Source organism: Nostoc sp., from assembly GCF_036919615.1.
Taxonomy (GTDB): Bacteria; Cyanobacteriota; Cyanobacteriia; order Cyanobacteriales; family Nostocaceae; genus Nostoc.
This window is the reverse complement of the sequence record NZ_JBALCN010000104.1, coordinates 13,591-30,633: the sequence shown is the minus strand read 5'-3', so window position 1 is coordinate 30,633 and position 17,043 is coordinate 13,591. Positions and strand designations below refer to the sequence as shown.

The 17,043-nt window shown below is 41.9% G+C and carries 15 protein-coding genes and 1 pseudogene; 13 read left to right on the top strand and 3 right to left on the bottom strand.

Annotated elements, in window-relative coordinates; all coding sequences use genetic code 11:
* Positions 1–248 precede the first annotated feature (248 nt).
* The 8 genes and pseudogenes from V7K48_RS33000 to V7K48_RS32965 all read left to right on the top strand — a co-directional run.
* On the top strand, positions 249–431 hold the full coding sequence (locus V7K48_RS33000) for a hypothetical protein (protein ID WP_099104126.1): 183 nt from the start codon (positions 249–251) through the stop codon (positions 429–431).
* Between the two features lie 102 nt (positions 432–533).
* The gene (gene rnc / locus V7K48_RS32995) at positions 534–1,253 is read left to right on the top strand and encodes a ribonuclease III (protein ID WP_335079276.1); all 720 of its coding nucleotides are present in this window, start codon (positions 534–536) and stop codon (positions 1,251–1,253) included.
* An 81-nt stretch (positions 1,254–1,334) separates the two neighbouring features.
* A complete protein-coding gene (locus V7K48_RS32990) occupies positions 1,335–2,396 on the top strand; it encodes a Gfo/Idh/MocA family protein (protein ID WP_335079274.1) in 1,062 nt (353 codons plus the stop codon).
* Positions 2,347–4,989, top strand: a complete 2,643-nt coding sequence (locus V7K48_RS32985; protein WP_335079272.1) for a tetratricopeptide repeat protein — start codon at positions 2,347–2,349, stop codon at positions 4,987–4,989. The genes V7K48_RS32990 and V7K48_RS32985 overlap by 50 nt, the downstream gene beginning before the upstream one ends.
* A gap of 58 nt (positions 4,990–5,047) precedes the next feature.
* On the top strand, positions 5,048–7,555 hold the full coding sequence (locus V7K48_RS32980; RefSeq protein WP_335079270.1) for a tetratricopeptide repeat protein: 2,508 nt from the start codon (positions 5,048–5,050) through the stop codon (positions 7,553–7,555).
* Positions 7,552–8,280: a hypothetical protein gene (locus V7K48_RS32975; protein WP_335079268.1), complete on the top strand. Its 729-nt coding sequence runs from the start codon at positions 7,552–7,554 to the stop codon at positions 8,278–8,280. The genes V7K48_RS32980 and V7K48_RS32975 overlap by 4 nt, the downstream gene beginning before the upstream one ends.
* 93 nt (positions 8,281–8,373) lie before the next feature.
* The gene (locus V7K48_RS32970; protein WP_335079266.1) at positions 8,374–9,558 is read left to right on the top strand and encodes a hypothetical protein; all 1,185 of its coding nucleotides are present in this window, start codon (positions 8,374–8,376) and stop codon (positions 9,556–9,558) included.
* A 44-nt stretch (positions 9,559–9,602) separates the two neighbouring features.
* Positions 9,603–9,725: pseudogene (locus V7K48_RS32965) on the top strand (ribonuclease III); the annotation flags it as partial.
* Between the two features lie 208 nt (positions 9,726–9,933).
* On the opposite strand, the gene V7K48_RS32960 reads toward V7K48_RS32965, so the two are convergent.
* Entirely contained in the window at positions 9,934–12,057 is a 2,124-nt protein-coding gene (locus tag V7K48_RS32960) for a sensor histidine kinase (protein ID WP_335079264.1), read from the bottom strand.
* A 295-nt stretch (positions 12,058–12,352) separates the two neighbouring features.
* Here V7K48_RS32960 and V7K48_RS32955 point away from each other — a divergent pair, with 295 nt between their 5' ends.
* From V7K48_RS32955 to V7K48_RS32940, 5 genes are all read left to right on the top strand, one after another.
* Positions 12,353–13,093: a RibD family protein gene (locus tag V7K48_RS32955; protein WP_335079262.1), complete on the top strand. Its 741-nt coding sequence runs from the start codon at positions 12,353–12,355 to the stop codon at positions 13,091–13,093.
* A 166-nt stretch (positions 13,094–13,259) separates the two neighbouring features.
* Entirely contained in the window at positions 13,260–14,441 is a 1,182-nt protein-coding gene (locus tag V7K48_RS32950; RefSeq protein WP_335079260.1) for a GNAT family N-acetyltransferase, read from the top strand.
* A 61-nt stretch (positions 14,442–14,502) separates the two neighbouring features.
* The gene (locus V7K48_RS32945) at positions 14,503–14,892 is read left to right on the top strand and encodes a pentapeptide repeat-containing protein (RefSeq protein WP_335079258.1); all 390 of its coding nucleotides are present in this window, start codon (positions 14,503–14,505) and stop codon (positions 14,890–14,892) included.
* 9 nt (positions 14,893–14,901) lie between these two features.
* Complete coding sequence (locus V7K48_RS35340) at positions 14,902–14,991, top strand: pentapeptide repeat-containing protein (protein WP_442949512.1); 90 nt, start codon at positions 14,902–14,904, stop codon at positions 14,989–14,991.
* 139 nt (positions 14,992–15,130) lie between these two features.
* Positions 15,131–15,514 carry a DUF4346 domain-containing protein gene (locus tag V7K48_RS32940; protein ID WP_335079256.1) on the top strand — a complete coding sequence of 128 codons (384 nt, stop codon included), beginning with the start codon at positions 15,131–15,133 and terminating at the stop codon, positions 15,512–15,514.
* A gap of 66 nt (positions 15,515–15,580) precedes the next feature.
* On the opposite strand, the gene psb32 is transcribed toward V7K48_RS32940, so the two are convergent.
* Positions 15,581–16,318, bottom strand: coding sequence for a photosystem II repair protein Psb32 (gene psb32, locus V7K48_RS32935; RefSeq protein WP_335079254.1), 738 nt, complete (start codon positions 16,316–16,318; stop codon positions 15,581–15,583).
* Positions 16,319–16,644: 326 nt separating this feature from the next.
* On the bottom strand, positions 16,645–16,890 hold the full coding sequence (locus V7K48_RS32930; protein WP_335079252.1) for a hypothetical protein: 246 nt from the start codon (positions 16,888–16,890) through the stop codon (positions 16,645–16,647).
* Positions 16,891–17,043: the final 153 nt, after the last annotated feature.

Genomic DNA, 17,043 nt, shown 5'->3' with positions numbered 1-17,043 from the left:
GTCGATTGAATATGCTGCCATTTCTTAATAATCTTCTTTTTTACATCTTTTAAGTTTATGACTTTTGTGGTAGTTTTGATATCAAATTGCTGTAAGTTCTAATTCTGTGCGTGTAAACATAAAATAGAGTTACCTCTTGTAAAAGTGGGAATCGGTGGGCAACAAGTTTCTCAGGCTAAAATGCCTATTGATTTAATATTCTCCACTGATATACATGTGGAAAATGTCTTTATTTATATTTTTACATAATGTCTAAAAATAAAGGTAATCCAGATAACTTAAAGCCATTCACCACGGACAGAGAGAGACCACTAACTGAATATCTACATTTGCGTGTCACCAAGGAAATGAAGGAAGAGGTAAAAGCTAAAGACGATCCTCCTGAGTTTTGCCGTCAAGCTATTCAAGAGAAGCTAGATAGAGAGAAGTAGCAAAAAGTTGCTAGAGTTAATAGTCCAAGAACTTTAGAGATATAAGATAGATAGCTAGTTGCCTTCTTCCCCTGACCCTTGCCCCCTTCCCCTTGTCATGTAATGCCCCTTGCCTATCCACGCCGTCAACGGCAGCTCGAAAATTTAATCCAAAAATTAGGTTTGTCACCAGAAGCACCTATCAAGTGGGAACTGCTGGATTTAGCGCTAACTCATCCCACTGTTTCTGAGTCGGCAAATTATGAACAGCTGGAGTTTGTTGGCGATGCAGTGGTGCGGCTGGTGTCGGCTGTTGTGTTATGGGAAAATTATCCCGATTGTCCAGTAGGGGATTTTGCAGCAATTCGTTCGGTGTTGGTGAGCGATCGCGTCCTCGCCCAATTGGCAAGAGTTTATGGTTTGGAGTTATACTTACTAGTTGCTGGTAGTGCTACTGCTGATAAAGTTGGTCAAGAGTCACGACTGGCAGATGCTTTTGAAGCAGTTCTGGGTGCGCTTTACTTAAGCACTCAAAATCTGGAACTGATTCGCTCTTGGTTAGATCCCCACTTCCAACAACTAACTACAGAAATTCGCCTCGATCCAGCCAGACTTAATTACAAAGCTGCTCTCCAAGAATGGACTCAGGCACAATTTAAAGTTTTACCAGAGTATCGGGTTGTGGAAGTCAGTCAACCGCATCGCAATCAAGAACGTTTCGTTGCTGAAGTGTGGCTGCACGGAAACAAGCTAGGAGTTGGCAAGGGACGCTCGATCAAAACTGCTGAACAAGCCGCAGCCAAAGTAGCTTTTTTAGCAATTCCTAATCCGCAAAAACCCTGAGTTTAAAAGACTGTTGATTAGCTGATAATCAGTTGATTGTCATTTGTCCCTCGTCCTTTCAATACAAATGACAAATAACTAATGACAAACCAAATTAAAATTGCTGTCATCGGAGTTGGGCGTTGGGGAGTGCATTTGCTACGGAATTTCTTAGCAGATCCCCAAGCAAATGTAGTTGCTGTAGTAGACCCCCATCCAGAACGATTAGCGGCAGTAAAGCAGCAGTTTAATTTAGATGAAAATGTAGTATTAACAACGCAGTGGCAAGATTTAAAGGAAGTGCCAGGGTTAACAGGGGTGGCGATCGCAACTCCAGCTACCACTCACTATGCTTTAATTAAAGACGCTCTCCGACAGGGATATCATGTTTTAGCTGAAAAACCCCTAACTCTCGACCCAGCAGAATGTCGAGAACTTTGCCAGTTAGCAGAACAGTATTATTTAATACTCATGGTTGACCATACTTATTTATTTCACCCAGCAGTGGAGCGAGGAAAAACTGTAGTACAAGCGGGTAAATTAGGTGATTTACGCTATGGCTACGCCACCCGTACCCATTTAGGGCCTGTGCGGCAAGATGTTGATGCGCTGTGGGACTTAGCTATTCACGATATTGCTATCTTTAACGCTTGGTTGAGTCAGATCCCGATGAAAGTACAAGCAACGGGTACAGTGTGGCTACAGGGGCAAGCCAATAGGGAAATTACCCACTCTCCATCCCAAGGTTTAGCTGATCTAGTATGGCTAACACTGACATACCCAGATGGCTTTCAAGCTTATATTCATCTGTGCTGGCTGAATAACGATAAGCAGCGACGCCTGGGGATTGTAGGTAGCCTTGGTAGTTTGATTTTTGATGAAATGTCGCAATCATCACCTCTAACGCTGCTACATGGGGAGTTTGAACAGCAAGGCAATCAATTTATTCCTGTAAATCAAAGGCAGGTGGTGCTGGAATTAAAGCCAGGTGAACCATTGGGGCGAGTTTGCTCCGGCTTTGTTGTCTCTATTCTCAACAATACTCCCTCAGAGGTTTCCTCTGGCTGGGTAGGCGCACAGTTAGTAGAAATTCTTGCTGCACTAACAGTATCTCTTGAGCAAGGCGGCCAACCTGTTTTTCTTAACAACTACTCTCAAGTCTAATTTTCCCCTGAAAATAATCGCCCAATACTGTTCGGTTAAGGCAAGAGACGCGATAAATCGCCGTCTTTACAAGAATCAGTCCTTCGTAGAGACGGCGATTTATCGCGTCTTTGGGATCGTATTGAATAACCGCCCATTTTACTTCATTAATGGAGTTCAAAGACTCATCCACAAAGCTCTGAGGTTCATTAACAGAATTCAAAGACTCATTCACGAAGCTCTGAGGTTCATCAACGGAGTTCAAAGACTCGTTCACGAATATTTATCAAAAATTATTCCGGTTTTTAGCGATTTTCGGGTAAGTCCTGATAAAATCAACCAACGCATGAGTATGATTATGCACAACCGTATATTTACTACTTTATTTTTAACTCTATCTCTGTCTACCACACCCCAGTTTGTAGTTGCTCAAAACAATATAGAACAGCTATTTAAACAAGGCGACGCTGCCGAAACAGTTGGTAATAACTCCCAAGCGGAGACAATTTGGCGTAAAGTTTTACAAGTTGAACCCAATAATGGCAAAGCTTATAACAATTTGGGGAATGCTTTACGGCGACAGGGGAAACTAGAGGAAGCATTAGCAGCTCACCAGAAAGCATTACAACTCAACCCTAATGATGCCGAAGCTTACGTTGGTATAGGAAATGTGCTAAATGCTCAAGGGAAACTAGAGGAGGCATTAGCATCACACCAGAAAGCTTTGCAACTCAACCCCAACTTGGCGACTGCTTACAATGGTCTGGGAAATGTGCTGCATGGACAGAAGAAGTTAGATGCTGTGATCGCTGCTTATCAGAAAGCAATTCAACTAGATCCCAAATATACTTTTGCTTACTACAATCTCGGCATTGCCCTGAGAGAGCAGAAGAAATTAGATGCAGCAGTTGCAGCATTACAAAAAGTAATTCAACTCAACCCCAACTATGCTACTGCTTACTACAAGCTGTGTGATGTGTTGGACGATCAGAAAAAACTTGATGAAGCAATAACAGCTTGTCAAAAATCCGTTCAACTAAACTCACAAGATGCAAAAACTCATAACCTTATTGGTTACATATTTAAGAAACAGAAGAAATTAGATGCAGCAGTTGCCGCCTTCCAAAAAGTAATTCAACTCAACCCCAACTATGCTACTACTTACTACAATCTCGGCATTGTCCTGAGTGAGCAGAAGAAATTAGATGCAGCAGTTGCCGCCTTCCAAAAAGCAATTCAACTCAATCCCAACTATGCTACTGCTTGCTACAATCTCGGCAATGCCCTGAGTGAGCAGAAGAAATTAAATGCAGCAGTTGCCGCCTACGAAAAAGCAATTCAACTCAACCCCAACTTAGTTCTTGCTTACAACAATCTCGGCAATGCCCTGAGTGAGCAGAAGAAATTAGATGCAGCAGTTGCCGCCTACGAAAAAGCAATTCAACTCAACCCCAACTTAGCTCTTGTTTACAACAATATCGGCATTGCCCTGAGAGAGCAGAAGAAATTAAATGCAGCAGTTGCCGCCTACGAAAAAGCAATTCAACTCAACCCCAACTATGCTTATGCTTACAATAATCTCGGCAATGCTCTGAGAGAACAGAAGAAATTAGATGCAGCAGTTGCCGCCTTCCAAAAAGCAATTCAACTCAACCCCAACTATGCTTATGCTTACCACAATCTCGGCATTACCCTGACAGAGCAGAAGAAATTAGATGCAGCAGTTGCCGCCTACCAAAAAGCCCTAACATTCCCAGAAGACAATTCTGGAACCTTAGCCAGCGCTCATACTCTCGCTAATACTGGCTTGGGTTTAACGTTCCGACAGCAAGGAAAACTAAAAGAAGCCATTGAACAGTTTGACAACGCGGAAGCAATTGACCGTAATTATGTCTATGCCAGTAACAACAATATAGAAGCAAGACGGTCATTGACGGAGCAAGAGAATAAATTAGGTAGTGTAGAAGACGATCGCCAATGGTTGCCTAAAGATGATCCTACTGTACCCATTAAGCGTTCTGTGGTACGCATCACTGCGAATTTTCCTGTGAGTATTGAACGCCAGGGAACAGAAATTGGCACTGGTATAATAATTCAGCGAAAAGGCAGCCGCACATTAATCCTCACTAATCGTCATGTCATCTTTGATGGCAATGAAGAGGGTAAAAATATTCAAGTTGAATTTTTCAGTTCACCACCCAAAAACCGAGTGCGAATGCGGCGAGATGCCAAGCTGTTCAAAATGACCTCTGAGGAACAACTCGATTTAGCCGTTTTGGAAGTTAGCGGTAAGCTGCCAGAAGATATTCAACCCTTACCCATCTCATCAACTGCGATCGCCCCAAAAATGCCCATTCGGATTATCGGTCATTCTGCTCAAAGGGGAGAAGATAAATCTTGGTCTATGCAATCAGGACAAATCAGTAGCTATAACAACCAGCAATTAGAAATATTTCAAGCCGCACTCAAACCTGGTTATTCTGGCAGTCCTGTACTTGATCCGCAAAATCGGCTTTTAGGAATCGTCGTTACAGGAAAAGGTAAAGAAGATTTTGCCTATCCTATGTCTGAGATCCAAAAACAACTGTCCACCTGGAGCATTGAGACCTCTTGAAAAAGCCAATGAACACAGATGATTAAAGTATGAAATATAAATAGTTTTAAGGATGATTATGCGAAATTATATATTTACTACTTTATTTTTAACTCTATCTCTGGCTACAACACCCCAGTTTGTAGTTGCTCAAAACAATATAGAACAGTTATTTAAACAAGGCGATGCTGCCGAAACAGTTGGTAATAACTCCCAAGCGGAGACAATTTGGCGTAAAGTTTTACAAGTTGAACCAAATAATGGCAAAGCTTATAACAATTTGGGTAATGCTTTGCGACGACAGGGGAAACTAGATGCAGCGTTAGCATCACACCAGAAAGCATTACAACTCAATCCTAATGATGCCGAAGCTTACGTTGGTATAGGGAATGTGCTAAATTCTCAAGGGAAACTAGAGGAGGCATTAGCATCACACCAGAAAGCTTTGCAACTCAACCCCAACTTGGCGACTGCTTACAATGGTCTGGGAAATGTGCTGCATGGACAGAAGAAGTTAGATGCAGCAGTTGCCGCCTTCCAAAAAGTGATTCAACTCAACCCTAACTTGGCTTATGCTTACAGTAATCTCGGTCTTGTCCAAAGTGACCAAAAGAAAATAAATGCCGCCATCGCCGCTTTCCAAAAAGCGATTCAAGTCAACCCTAACTTCGCTCCTGCTTACAATGGTCTCGGCATTGCGTTATATGAACAGAAAAAATTAGATGCTGCCGTTACTGCCTTCCAAAAAGCAATTCAACTTGACTCCAACTTTGCTGTTGCTTACAACAATCTCGGCAAAGTGCTAAGAGAGCAGAAGAAATTAAATGAAGCATTAGCTGCCTACCAAAAAACGATTCAACTTGACCCAAATTATGCTTTTGCTTATAACGGTCTGGGCACTACCCTCCAAGACCAGAAGAAATTAGATGCCGCTGTTACTGCCTTCCAAAAAGCGATTCAACTTGACCCCAACTATGCTTTTGCTTACAACAATTTGGGCAGTACTCTTAGAGACCAGAAGAAATTAGATGCCGCTGTTATTGCCTACCAAAAAGCGATTCAACTTGACCCTAACTATGCTGGTACTTACAATAATTTGGGTAGTACCCTCAGAGACCAGAAGAAATTAAATGCTGCCGTTACTGCTTTACAAAAAGCGATTCAACTTGACCCCAACCTTGCTGTTGCTTACAACAATCTCGGTCTTGTACTGAGAGAGCAGAAGAAATTAGATGCAGCATTAACTGCCTACCAAACAGCTATTAAACTCAACCCTAATGATGCTACTGCTTATAACAATCTCGGTATTGTACTGACTGACCAGAATAAATTAAATGCCGCCGTTACTGCCTTTCAAAAAGCGATTCAACTTGACCCCAACCTTGCTGTTGCTTACAATGGTCTGGGCAATGTGCTGAGAGACCAAAAGAAATTAGATGCCGCCATTACCGCCTTTCAAAAAGCGATTCAACTTGACTCCAACTTAGCTGGTGCTTACAGCAATCTGGGCAATACCCTCCAAGAACAGAAGAAGTTAGATGCTGCCGTTACTGCTTACCAAAAAGCGATTCAACTTGACCCCAACCTTGCTACTGCTTACAGCAATCTCGGCGTTCTTTACCTTGCTACTGCTTACAGCAATCTCAGCGTTTTTTTGAGTTACCAGAAGAAATTAGATGCTGCCGTTGCCGCCTTCCAAAAAGCCTTAACATTATCAGAAGATAATTCTGTAACTCCAGCCAGCGCTCATACTCTTGCCCATAATGGTTTAGGTTTAGCATTCCAACTGCAAGGGAAACTAAAAGAAGCCATAGTTCAGTTTGGCAATGCAGAACAGATTGATCCCCACTTTATCTATTCCAGTAACAACAATAGAGAAGCAGGGCGATTATGGACAGAGCAACAGAATAAACTAGCTAGCGTAGAAGACGATCGCCAATGGTTGCATAAAAATGATCCATATCTACCTGTTAAGCGTTCTGTGGTACTTATCACTGCGGATTTTTCTTTTTCTAGCCGTGAACGCCAGGGAATTGAGATTGGCACTGGCGTAGTAATTAAGCGACAAGGCAACCGGACATTAATTCTCACTAATCGTCATGTCATTTTTGATGGCAATGAACAGGGTAAAAATATTCAAGTTGAATTTTTCAGTTCACCACCACCCAACCGAGTGCGAATGCGGCGAGATGTCAAGCTGTTCAAAGTGACTTCCACAGACGAACAACTTGATTTAGCTGTTTTGGAAGTTAGCGGTAAGCTGCCAGAAGATATCCAACCCTTACCCATCTCCTCAACTGCCATCGCCCCAAAAATGCCCATTCGGATTATCGGTCATTTTGCTCAAAGGGAAGAAGATAAATCTTGGTCTATGCAATCAGGACAAATCAGCAACTATAACAACCAGCGATTAGAAATATCTCAAGCCGCACTCAAACCCGGTTATTCTGGCAGTCCTGTAATTGACTCACAAAATCAACTTTTAGGTATCGTCGTTGCAACAAAAGATAAAGAAGATTTTGCTTATCCCATGTCTGAGATTCAAAAACAACTGCTTACCTGGAGCATTACTTTAAACAAGCCATGAATTATAAAATTATTCTTGCCAGCCTACTAATCCTTAGCCTTAGTCATCTTTCTGCTGCTGCTTCTTGCCCAGAAGGGAACCCCAAATCTACCGATTATATCCACCGCAAACCACCCAATCGCTGCGAAGGCATCAAAGAAAAACAATTAAGCGGCAATAGCTTAAACTTAATTTCTATTGCTACTCGCAACCTAAGCAGTTTTGGCAACACCTTGACGGTGCAAATTCCCCACCTTAGTGGTGGTAACAATCCTCAAGTACTTGTGCAATCCTTGGGAGATAATTATCACTATCAAATGGATGACTTGTTATTGTCTAACAAGGATTCGCGTTTCAGCTTTAGCTGGGATACTTACGTTCTCAGGCAAGCAAAAATACCAGCTAACAGCCTTTGCGCTGTGGCATTCTATAATCTTGGTTCCCAACCTGTGTATGTTCCAGTCATTCTGGGGCAAACTTCGGGTAAGTATGAATTTGTCTTTTATTCCGAAGACAGAGTGAGATTTACCAACTTTGAAATTCTTTCCAAAGATCAACCAGCAATCTATAGCACTTCCCGCCCTAAACCCAGAAGCGGTGAAACTATTTTTACCTGGGATGGACGCAACGCCCCAACTGGACGCTATGAACTGCACTACGTTGCTTTTATTGACCGAAGAGGTGAACCTAGCGATCGCATTGAAAGGCGAATTGTATTTGAACATAACCCAAATTGGTTAAAATAAATCATGGCATCTCGGCAAAAAGCCAAACAAAAGTTTCCCGATCTCATTAAAATTCGCCAATGGTTGAATTTTCTGAAAACATCTCTAGTTGCTTTGTTTGTAGTAAGTATTTCAGTACTGAAACGCTTACTAAGAACTCTTTCAAACCATCAAAATGCATTGTTGGTGTTGCTGTTACTTTTATTATTAACTATCGTCACCTTTGCCGCTATTGTACCTGGGACTCATACATTTGAAGGTAATATCATTGCTCAAGAAATGACTTTTACCTATAACGGAGAAGAATCAAAACTCTTTCTTCAAAATATTAGCGGCATTAAAGAACTAGAAAATGATGGCAGACAAACCCTGACTTTTACAGGCGATTTTCAATGTGAAACTTGGCCAGAACTTAATCAGTTACACTCTTTAATAATCGACCTTAAAGATAACGATAGTAGATGGATTATCGCTCCAAATAATCTGCAAGCAACAAGTGATAAAAACAATCTAATAACCCTAAAAGAACTCCGGCTGCAACCCAATACAAAAGTAGCTGGATTAAGTTATGATTTTTTCCGCACTCAACTTGTTTTTTTCCTGCAATATAACTCTAAATTAGACTTAAAAAACAACCAAAATACATTAGAACTAGATTTAGGTAAACAACCAATCAGGGCTATATTAGAAGGATATGAATTACCATCAGATTTAAAATTACCAAATCAACCAGATAAGCAAACACCACTAGAATTTATTGTTAATCCAGATAATCAACAACTTAACCTAAACATTGCGCCAAATACCAAGTTTTATATTACCCTAGCCAAAGCTCCCAAATATGAATCAGAAGAATGGTTTAGAGGAAAGATAAAAACCAAAGATGTGAAATTTATAAATTTAGATATACCTGGTAAAGATGCCAGAGACGATTTAGAAAATTCTACTATTGTAGAAGGTAAAATCCGCATGGTAGGACAGGAACAGGAGATTAAGAAAAATCAGTTTCTCATGGGTGACAAACTTGATCCTATTAAAAATCCTCTAAACATTCAAGAAATACGCCATCTGGAAATTGTCCCCAAAAAGGGTATAGAAGCCCGCTTTTCTGGGAAAACTAAAGAGATTCAAATTGGTCTAGATCCAGATTTTCCAGTTTCTAGAATACAGGGTAGCTGGTTAGATGGCGTTTTACCTCGTGATGCAATTATTGCGCTGTTCTCTTTTGGGGCTGCTACAGTTGCAAATCTTTTGTCTTGGTTATTTAGTAACGCTTCTAAATCATCGTCAAAACCATAGCGATCGCGTTGATGAATAATTCGGGGTAAAGCGATCGCCAAAAAGGTGATTTTGTGGTAATTCCTTCGGTGTTGGTGAGCGATCGCATTCTCGCCTAATTAGCTAGAGTTTATGGTTTGGAGCTATATTTACTAGTTGCTAGCAGTACTACAGCTGATAAAATTGGTTAAAAGTCACGACTAGCAGATAGCTTTTGAAGTATTCTCAACAATACTTCCTCAGAGATTTCATCTGGCTGGGTAGGCACTGAGTTAGTAGAAATTCTTGCTGCTCTAACAGTATCTCTTGGGCAAGGTGGCAAACTTGTTTTTCTGAATGATTGTCAAGGTTCAAAAGTAGTAACTAGTGACTCTTGAATATGGACTTTTCACTAAATTAGCTCTTGAAAGTCCCATTCGCACAAACTCCTTTTTTTGGAAGACTTACCAGAATAGTTTGCAGCGGCGAAAGACGAATCTCGCAAGTTTCCTTCCCAAGTAGCAGCAGGGACTTAGGGAACATCTCTTTGTCTACCTCTGCTTTCACAGAATTGTTTATTTCCAAAGAGGGACTTGCCGCTGACTCCTGTAGGCTAGGGTGGCGGCTTACGTTTACCCCGTCATTCCCAGAAGAAAATCCAACATCCCCTACATTTCCTTCTTTCTTTGAAACAGGTAACAGTGAGATATCAATCAAAGGTAAGGTAACCTTCAGTGTCGTACCTTGATGAAGTCCCGCACTCTCAAGAGTAATGCTGCCTCCCATGAGTTCAATTAAGTTTCGTGAAATTGCTAGTCCCAGTCCAGTACCTTCAAACTGGCGCGTGGTTGTGCCATTCACCATCACAAAGGGGCGAAATAGTTTGTGCTGTTGAGTTGGATCAATGCCTATACCTGTATCTTTGACAGCGACTACCACCTGAGATTTACCATTACTATATTCAATTTCTGTAGCAATGGTGATGCTTCCTGTGTCCGTGAATTTAGTGGCGTTGCCGATAACATTAATCAGCACCTGCTTCAGTTTTGCTGCGTCTGCCTTAATTGGTATTACTTGGGGATCTAACTCACATTTCAACTGCAAGCCTTTTTGTTGAACATTAACTGATTGTAAATTAATCACCTCTAACAATATTTGTCGGAGGTCAATCGGGATCATGACTACTGAAAGTTTACCTGCTTCGATTTTAGAAATGTCGAGTAAATCATTAATAATACCTAGCAAGTGAATCGTTGTTTCATCGGCACGTTTGAGAAAGTCCATTTCTTCTTCCCGGTCATCACATAAGCCATCTTCAACCAGGCGAATACAGTTAATAATAATATTTAATGGGTTTCTCAATTCATGGGAAGTCGTAGCCAAAAACTGGCTTTTAATTTGGTTAGCAGTTTTTGCTTCTTTCCAAGCTATTTCCAATTCTTCTGCCCCAGCTTTCAGCCGTTCTACCATTTGGTCTAATGCTTGGGCCAGTTGATTGAATTCCCGGATTTGAAAATTGTGCGGAACTGGTTGTGCGGCATGGTGAGAGTGAATGTTGAGAGCGTAGTCTCGCAATTCTTCTACAGGACGTGCCAAATAAGGGGCTAGATATAGGGATGCTAACAAACTTGCACCAATCAAACCAACTGTCAAAACGATGAGAATTAGTTTGATTTCCTCTAAACCAAAAAGCGCATTCTCGACACTCGTAACAGCTAAGACTATCCATTTTTCCTGCTGCTGTTGGGTGAGTGGATTTGCAATGGCTGTATAGCCAGCTACTGATTCTTTCCCCTGTGTGAAAGATAAATTTATCGAATCGTTTCGTCCTGCAATTGCATTTTTAATTATGCTCTTGAGTTGGGAAGCATTTGGGTGCTGATTAATATTAGTTCCCACCCAGTCTCTGAATGGATGCGCCAAAATTGTGCCGTCTTCAGCAATCACTACCATAGCCCCTGTGAGCGATCCCGGCGGATTTCTGATTTGTTGGTACAATGCAGACTGAATACTTAAGCTGTAAATTAAATTTCTTCGGCTATTGGAGACTGGTGCAGATAACACTAATTGCAGTTGATTTTGTGTGGATCTTTTTCCAGTTATTCCTGTCTTTGGCGGAAAGATTGCTTTGACATCAATTCCGTCACTAGGTAAAGGTAATCTCAATTCTCCAATTGCTTGATCCCCACAGCTACTGGCAATTATTTTTTGGTTTAGCAGATTCGTTAATTGAATGCACTCAATACTGACTGGAAGTTGTTGCCTTAACTGCGTGAGAATTTCTTGCTCTTGTATAGGCGACGGAATCACCGTTGTTTTACTTACACTCAGCAAATTAGCTTTTAAGATAGCGATCGCATCTCCAATTCTCTGCCCTTTATTGATGGCGCTTTCTGTTAAATTTTGACGTGCAGTTCCCAATATGCTAGAACGTGCCTTATTCAAGGCAACAATCTCGCCTATAAGTAAAACTGGAACGAACAGAAGCAATATTCTCGTTACTAAAATTCGACGAAAGGAAGATTGGCGGGAATTAGTCATCGAGTGTCTCACTTTGCATCTGCAAACCACAACAGCAAAGATATGCAATTACACGAGCTAGATGAGACATTTTATTAAATTATCAGAATTTTATTTTCAATGTTTAAAAATAACAAATTGATATAATTCAAAAAGAAACGTGGTATACCAAAACTCATATATGCTAAATGGAAAAGCAATTTGTGTTGCATATGAATCCAGTGGTAAAATTGTAAAACAGTAGCTTGCAGGCATGGATTCTTTTTGAGAATTTACACACTAGCAAAGAAAGCATTAAAACTATCAAATCAATCCAATGTTGCAACATCGTCCTCATACTACAGTTGTTTTAGCAATGAGTGCAGATGGCAAGATAGCAGATTTTAGGCGATCGCCTGCTCGGTTTGGCTCAAGGGTTGATAAAGCACACTTAGAAAAACAAATCGCCGCCTCTGATGCCGTTTTATTCGGTGCTGATACTCTGAGGGCCTACGGAACAACACTTACCATAACAGATCCAACTCTAGTGCAACATCGGGTGCAAGGAGAGAAGCCTTTGCAGCCAGTTCATATAGTGACTACACGCTCTGCAAACCTTAATCCGGAAATTCACTTTTTTAAGCAACCAGTTAGACGCTGGCTACTCACGACAACAGCGGGAGCACTTTCATGGAAAGGACGCTTACAGACACTTCCCTCAATTTTGGGAACCGGAGCACAGGAGTGCCCTCCAGAATTTGAGCAGATTCTGGTTTTTGAAACACCAACGCGAGAAATTGACATTCCCGCAGCTTTGAAGCATCTAGCCACTCTACATATAACACGCTTGGTGGTCTTGGGTGGAGGTGAATTAGTCGCTTCCTTGCTGGAATTAGATTTAATTGATGAATTATGGCTGACTGTCTGTCCGCTGATTTTAGGTGGTAATACCGCACCCACACCCGTTGCAGGGAAAGGATTTTTATCCGATTTAGCTCCTAAGTTGCAACTTCTAGAAGTTCATACAGTTGAGCAAGAAGTGTTTTTGCACTATCGCCTGCAACGACCAGCAGATTAGATTACGCTAAGTAAAGTTATTGGGCATTGGGCACAAGAGGCAGGGGGCAAGGGGGAGAATTAAAATTACTTCTTATCCCCTCTTTGCTCCCTCTGCTTCCCCTGCTCCCCTGCCCCCCTGCCTCTTACTGATCCCCACTCCTTACTCTCCTAAAAAAAGCCAGACAATGGTGGAACAACTTAAGCCTCGCTATTCTGTCGTTTGGACGAACAAAATTGCTGAAGTAGCCCAAAATGCCTGGAATGCTTTGGCAATGCCACTCAAAACGCCGTTTTTAGAATGGGAGTGGCTGAACAATCTCGAAACCTCCCAGAGTGCTACGGCTAAAGCTGGTTGGTTGCCAAATCACTTGACATTGTGGCGAGATAGAACGCTGATTGCAGCTGCGCCACTTTATCTCAAAGGACATAGTTCTGGCGAATTTATTTTCGATCACCAATGGGCAGAGTTAGCCGATCGCATCGGAGTCCAGTATTATCCAAAATTGCTGGGAATGACACCATTTACTCCCGCTGAAGGTTATCGGTTCTTAATTGCCCCAGGAGAAGATGAAGATGAAATCACAGCAATGATGGTGCATGAAATTGACACTTTTTGCTCCAAAAATCGGATTTCAGGGTGTCATTTTCTTTACGTTGATCCCCAATGGCGTCCGATGCTGGAACGGCATGGCTTTACAACTTGGCTGCACCACAGTTACGTTTGGGAAAATGCTGGGTTTAAAACTTTTGATGACTACTTGAAAGTTTTCAACGCCAATCAGCGCCGCAATATCAAGCGGGAACGCAAAGCTGTGGAGAAAGCAGGTTTACGATTGCAACCGCTGAGTGGTGATCAAATTCCTCAGTCTTTATTTCCTTTGATGCACCAGTTCTATGCTGACACCTGTGATAAGTTTGGCTGGTGGGGTAGCAAGTATCTTACGCAGAGGTTTTTTGAGCAGCTACACAATGATTATCGCCATCGAGTCTTATTTGTTGCTGCATATAGCGAACAAGATAATTCTTATCCTTTAGGAATGTCCTTTTGTTTGTTTAAAGGTGACAAACTCTATGGACGCTACTGGGGGAGTTTTCAAGAAATAGATTGCTTACATTTTGATGCTTGCTATTATGCGCCGATTGAGTGGGCGATCGCTAACGGAATCCAAAATTTTGACCCTGGCGCGGGTGGGCGTCACAAAAAACGGCGCGGTTTCCCCGCTATGCCTAATCATAGTCTGCACCGCTTTTACAATAATCGTTTAGGACAAATTATCCGTCCCTATATTAAGGAAGTGAATCAACTTGAACAGCAGGAGATTGAGGCAATTAATGCGGAGTTGCCATTTAGTGAGAAAAATGCTTGAGGAAAAGGAACTACTTTCGTAACATCACTGCGTAAGTCCTAATAAGTTCAGGAAAATATTTATGGATCGTGTGAATCGTGATGAGTTGATTAGAAGATGTGCTGCTGGGGAAAGAAACTTTGCTGGATTCAAGTTGGACGGGGATTTGTCGGGGATTGACCTGAGTGGTGCTGACTTGACTGGGAATGATATGGAGGAATTCTATCTGGCTAGTGCTATTTTGAAAAGAGTTAATTTGGTTAATGCCAAATTGTTTGAAGCCTGTCTGGATGGTACTGATCTGACCAAAGCCGATCTTATAGGAGCAGACTTGCGACGTGCTCGTCTCGATGTTGCTAACCTGACTAATGCCGATCTTAGAGGAGCGAGATTTCACAACACTAGGTTCCATAAGGCTAATTTAATTGGGGCTAACTTGAGCGGAACTAATTTGGGGGGATGCGACTTCTGAGAAGCTAACTTGACTGGAGCCAATTTGGAAGGATCTAGTTTGCGTCGCACTACTTTTCGTAACACCATCATGTCAGATGGCACTATTCGGAATAGTTGAGTCTAATTCTTTAATTTTCTTTTAAGTAAAAGGAATCAAAAATATCTGAAAGATATCAAGAAGACTAAGGAAGATAGGAATTACACTTGATGTAGAGTGTAAAAACCCTCAAGAAAGAAAATTTCTTTTTATAATGTTTATGGATTTAATAGTTGAAGATTTAGCCGCAATTGATGATAAACTTTCCCAGCGTCATATTGACCTTGATCCCGGTGGATATTTCATTATTTACTTGGATCGAGACACAGGGTTAATTTATGCCAAGCATTTTACAAATGTGATTGATGAACGTGGTTTAGCTGTCGATCCACAAACGGGAAAGGTAATTCCTGCACGAGAAAAGGTAGAACGAACTTACACGACGGTTTTTAGTGCGAGGACGGCGAAAGAACTTTGCGTGAAGATTTTTGAAGAAACTCAGCCCCCTCCTGTAACTCAATTAAATCATGCAGCTTATTTGGGTCGAGAATTTCTCCGGGCTGAGGTGGCTTTAGTCACAGAGCAAGAGTATGTTCAAGATTAAAGTTAAAAGTGAGGAGTTAAGAGTTAGAAATTCCTAACTCCCAACTCCTAACTCCTAAATCTCTCATTACCCATCAGATGATGGCTGATTTATCTGATAGATGTAGTAAGTCGCCATTGGGATAACGGTGGCGGCAATTAACAATCCTACTACCCAAGCAGTAGCGTTACCTTGGTTAGTTTCTTCTGCTTTCTTGAAGGTGCCTTCTACCTGTACATTGTCAATTATTTTGGGTGGGCCTGGATCAGGTTTGCCAGAGAGGACGGCGACGAGGCGATCGCTTGCATCTAGAAATGCCTGATTGTATTTGTTACCATTGCGTAACGGCACACTTACTGTTTCAGTAGCTACACTCTCGGCAATAGAGTCAGTGAGTAAAGGCTTTACTTGATCCCCAGTAATAATGGCAGTACCATTGGTAACCGTATCAATAACCAATAAGGTTTGATTAGCTTGGACTGATTTTGTGGGAAACCATTTTTCAAACAGCTCTTTGGTGAAGCTTTCCGGTGTTTCACCATAGTCGAGGCGGCGAACAGTAACAATTCTAACTTCCTTATCTGTTTGTTTTGCCAAATCCTCAAAAGCACTGCTAATCTTACCTTCATTCAGACGGCTGATGACTTCAGCTTGATCCAAAACCCAAGTGTTATTCCCTGCTGTGAGGTTGGGTATTTGATACACACCTGTGGCAAAAGCTGGTGCGGCAAATAGCGAGGCTGCTAAAATAACCGTCACCAAAGGTAGAACTAGCCGGATCAGGTGTTTTTGACTGCTAAATACTTGTTTGAGGAGCTGTTTCATCGTGTGAACCCTAAGACAGACTTGCACCAAAAATACTATAGAACTACTGTAAAAATCACCTCGTTCCCGGTTTTCTCCAGTATGAAGTTTCTGCTACTGCTAGCAGATATATATTGTACGGGATTTTATGACTGCACAAACTTGTTCTGAGGGTGGCTGCAAGCATTAACCTAAGGAGTTATGTAAAAATAACTTGAACATGCGATAAGCGTCCTCCTGCTACATGCGTTGCTGTGTGCTGGTCTTACTGCCGATGGTGCAGAATAGAGGGCCATCCGGATCTGAGCCGATGCTGGCGGCGGCGATATATTCATCGAGATACCGTTCTAGATTGTGGTGACAAGGAACTTCATGCTCCTTGTCCCTTTTTCGTGCAGCCAGACCCAGCCGCAGCGTCCCTGCACGAAATAGTCACGCATTTTCATCTGGAGCACAGCGTTGATGCCTGTGAAGGTGTAGACCATCACGCCGAAGGCGCTCCCAGTGCGCTCGCAAATCCAGGTAAAAATGCTGCGTAGGCGCAGCCCGTCGTAGACATCGCTGACTTCCTCTGTAGGATTAAAAAGTCGCAAGCTTGGCGCGAATCGAATTTGGAAACCTGGGCAAAAAGTTATGCTTCAGCTATCGGCATAGATGAAAGCATTGTCCTAGAACAAGCAAAGTAGGAAGAAAAACAACGCCATGTTAAGGTTTTCCCTACCTCCGATGAAGCGATCGCCTCACAG

What these genes read in the sequence shown, in the direction of transcription:
- V7K48_RS32955 (WP_335079262.1), top strand. Translation starts at nt 12,353, where the DNA reads ATGTTGCAACATCGTCCTCATACTACAGTTGTTTTAGCAATGAGTGCA.
- rnc (WP_335079276.1), top strand. Translation starts at nt 534, where the DNA reads ATGCCCCTTGCCTATCCACGCCGTCAACGGCAGCTCGAAAATTTAATC.
- V7K48_RS32990 (WP_335079274.1), top strand. Translation starts at nt 1,335, where the DNA reads ATGACAAACCAAATTAAAATTGCTGTCATCGGAGTTGGGCGTTGGGGA.
- V7K48_RS32940 (WP_335079256.1), top strand. Translation starts at nt 15,131, where the DNA reads ATGGATTTAATAGTTGAAGATTTAGCCGCAATTGATGATAAACTTTCC.
- psb32 (WP_335079254.1), bottom strand. Translation starts at nt 16,318, where the DNA reads ATGAAACAGCTCCTCAAACAAGTATTTAGCAGTCAAAAACACCTGATC.
- V7K48_RS32945 (WP_335079258.1), top strand. Translation starts at nt 14,503, where the DNA reads ATGGATCGTGTGAATCGTGATGAGTTGATTAGAAGATGTGCTGCTGGG.
- V7K48_RS32960 (WP_335079264.1), bottom strand. Translation starts at nt 12,057, where the DNA reads ATGACTAATTCCCGCCAATCTTCCTTTCGTCGAATTTTAGTAACGAGA.
- V7K48_RS32950 (WP_335079260.1), top strand. Translation starts at nt 13,260, where the DNA reads ATGGTGGAACAACTTAAGCCTCGCTATTCTGTCGTTTGGACGAACAAA.
- V7K48_RS33000 (WP_099104126.1), top strand. Translation starts at nt 249, where the DNA reads ATGTCTAAAAATAAAGGTAATCCAGATAACTTAAAGCCATTCACCACG.
- V7K48_RS32975 (WP_335079268.1), top strand. Translation starts at nt 7,552, where the DNA reads ATGAATTATAAAATTATTCTTGCCAGCCTACTAATCCTTAGCCTTAGT.
- V7K48_RS32980 (WP_335079270.1), top strand. Translation starts at nt 5,048, where the DNA reads ATGCGAAATTATATATTTACTACTTTATTTTTAACTCTATCTCTGGCT.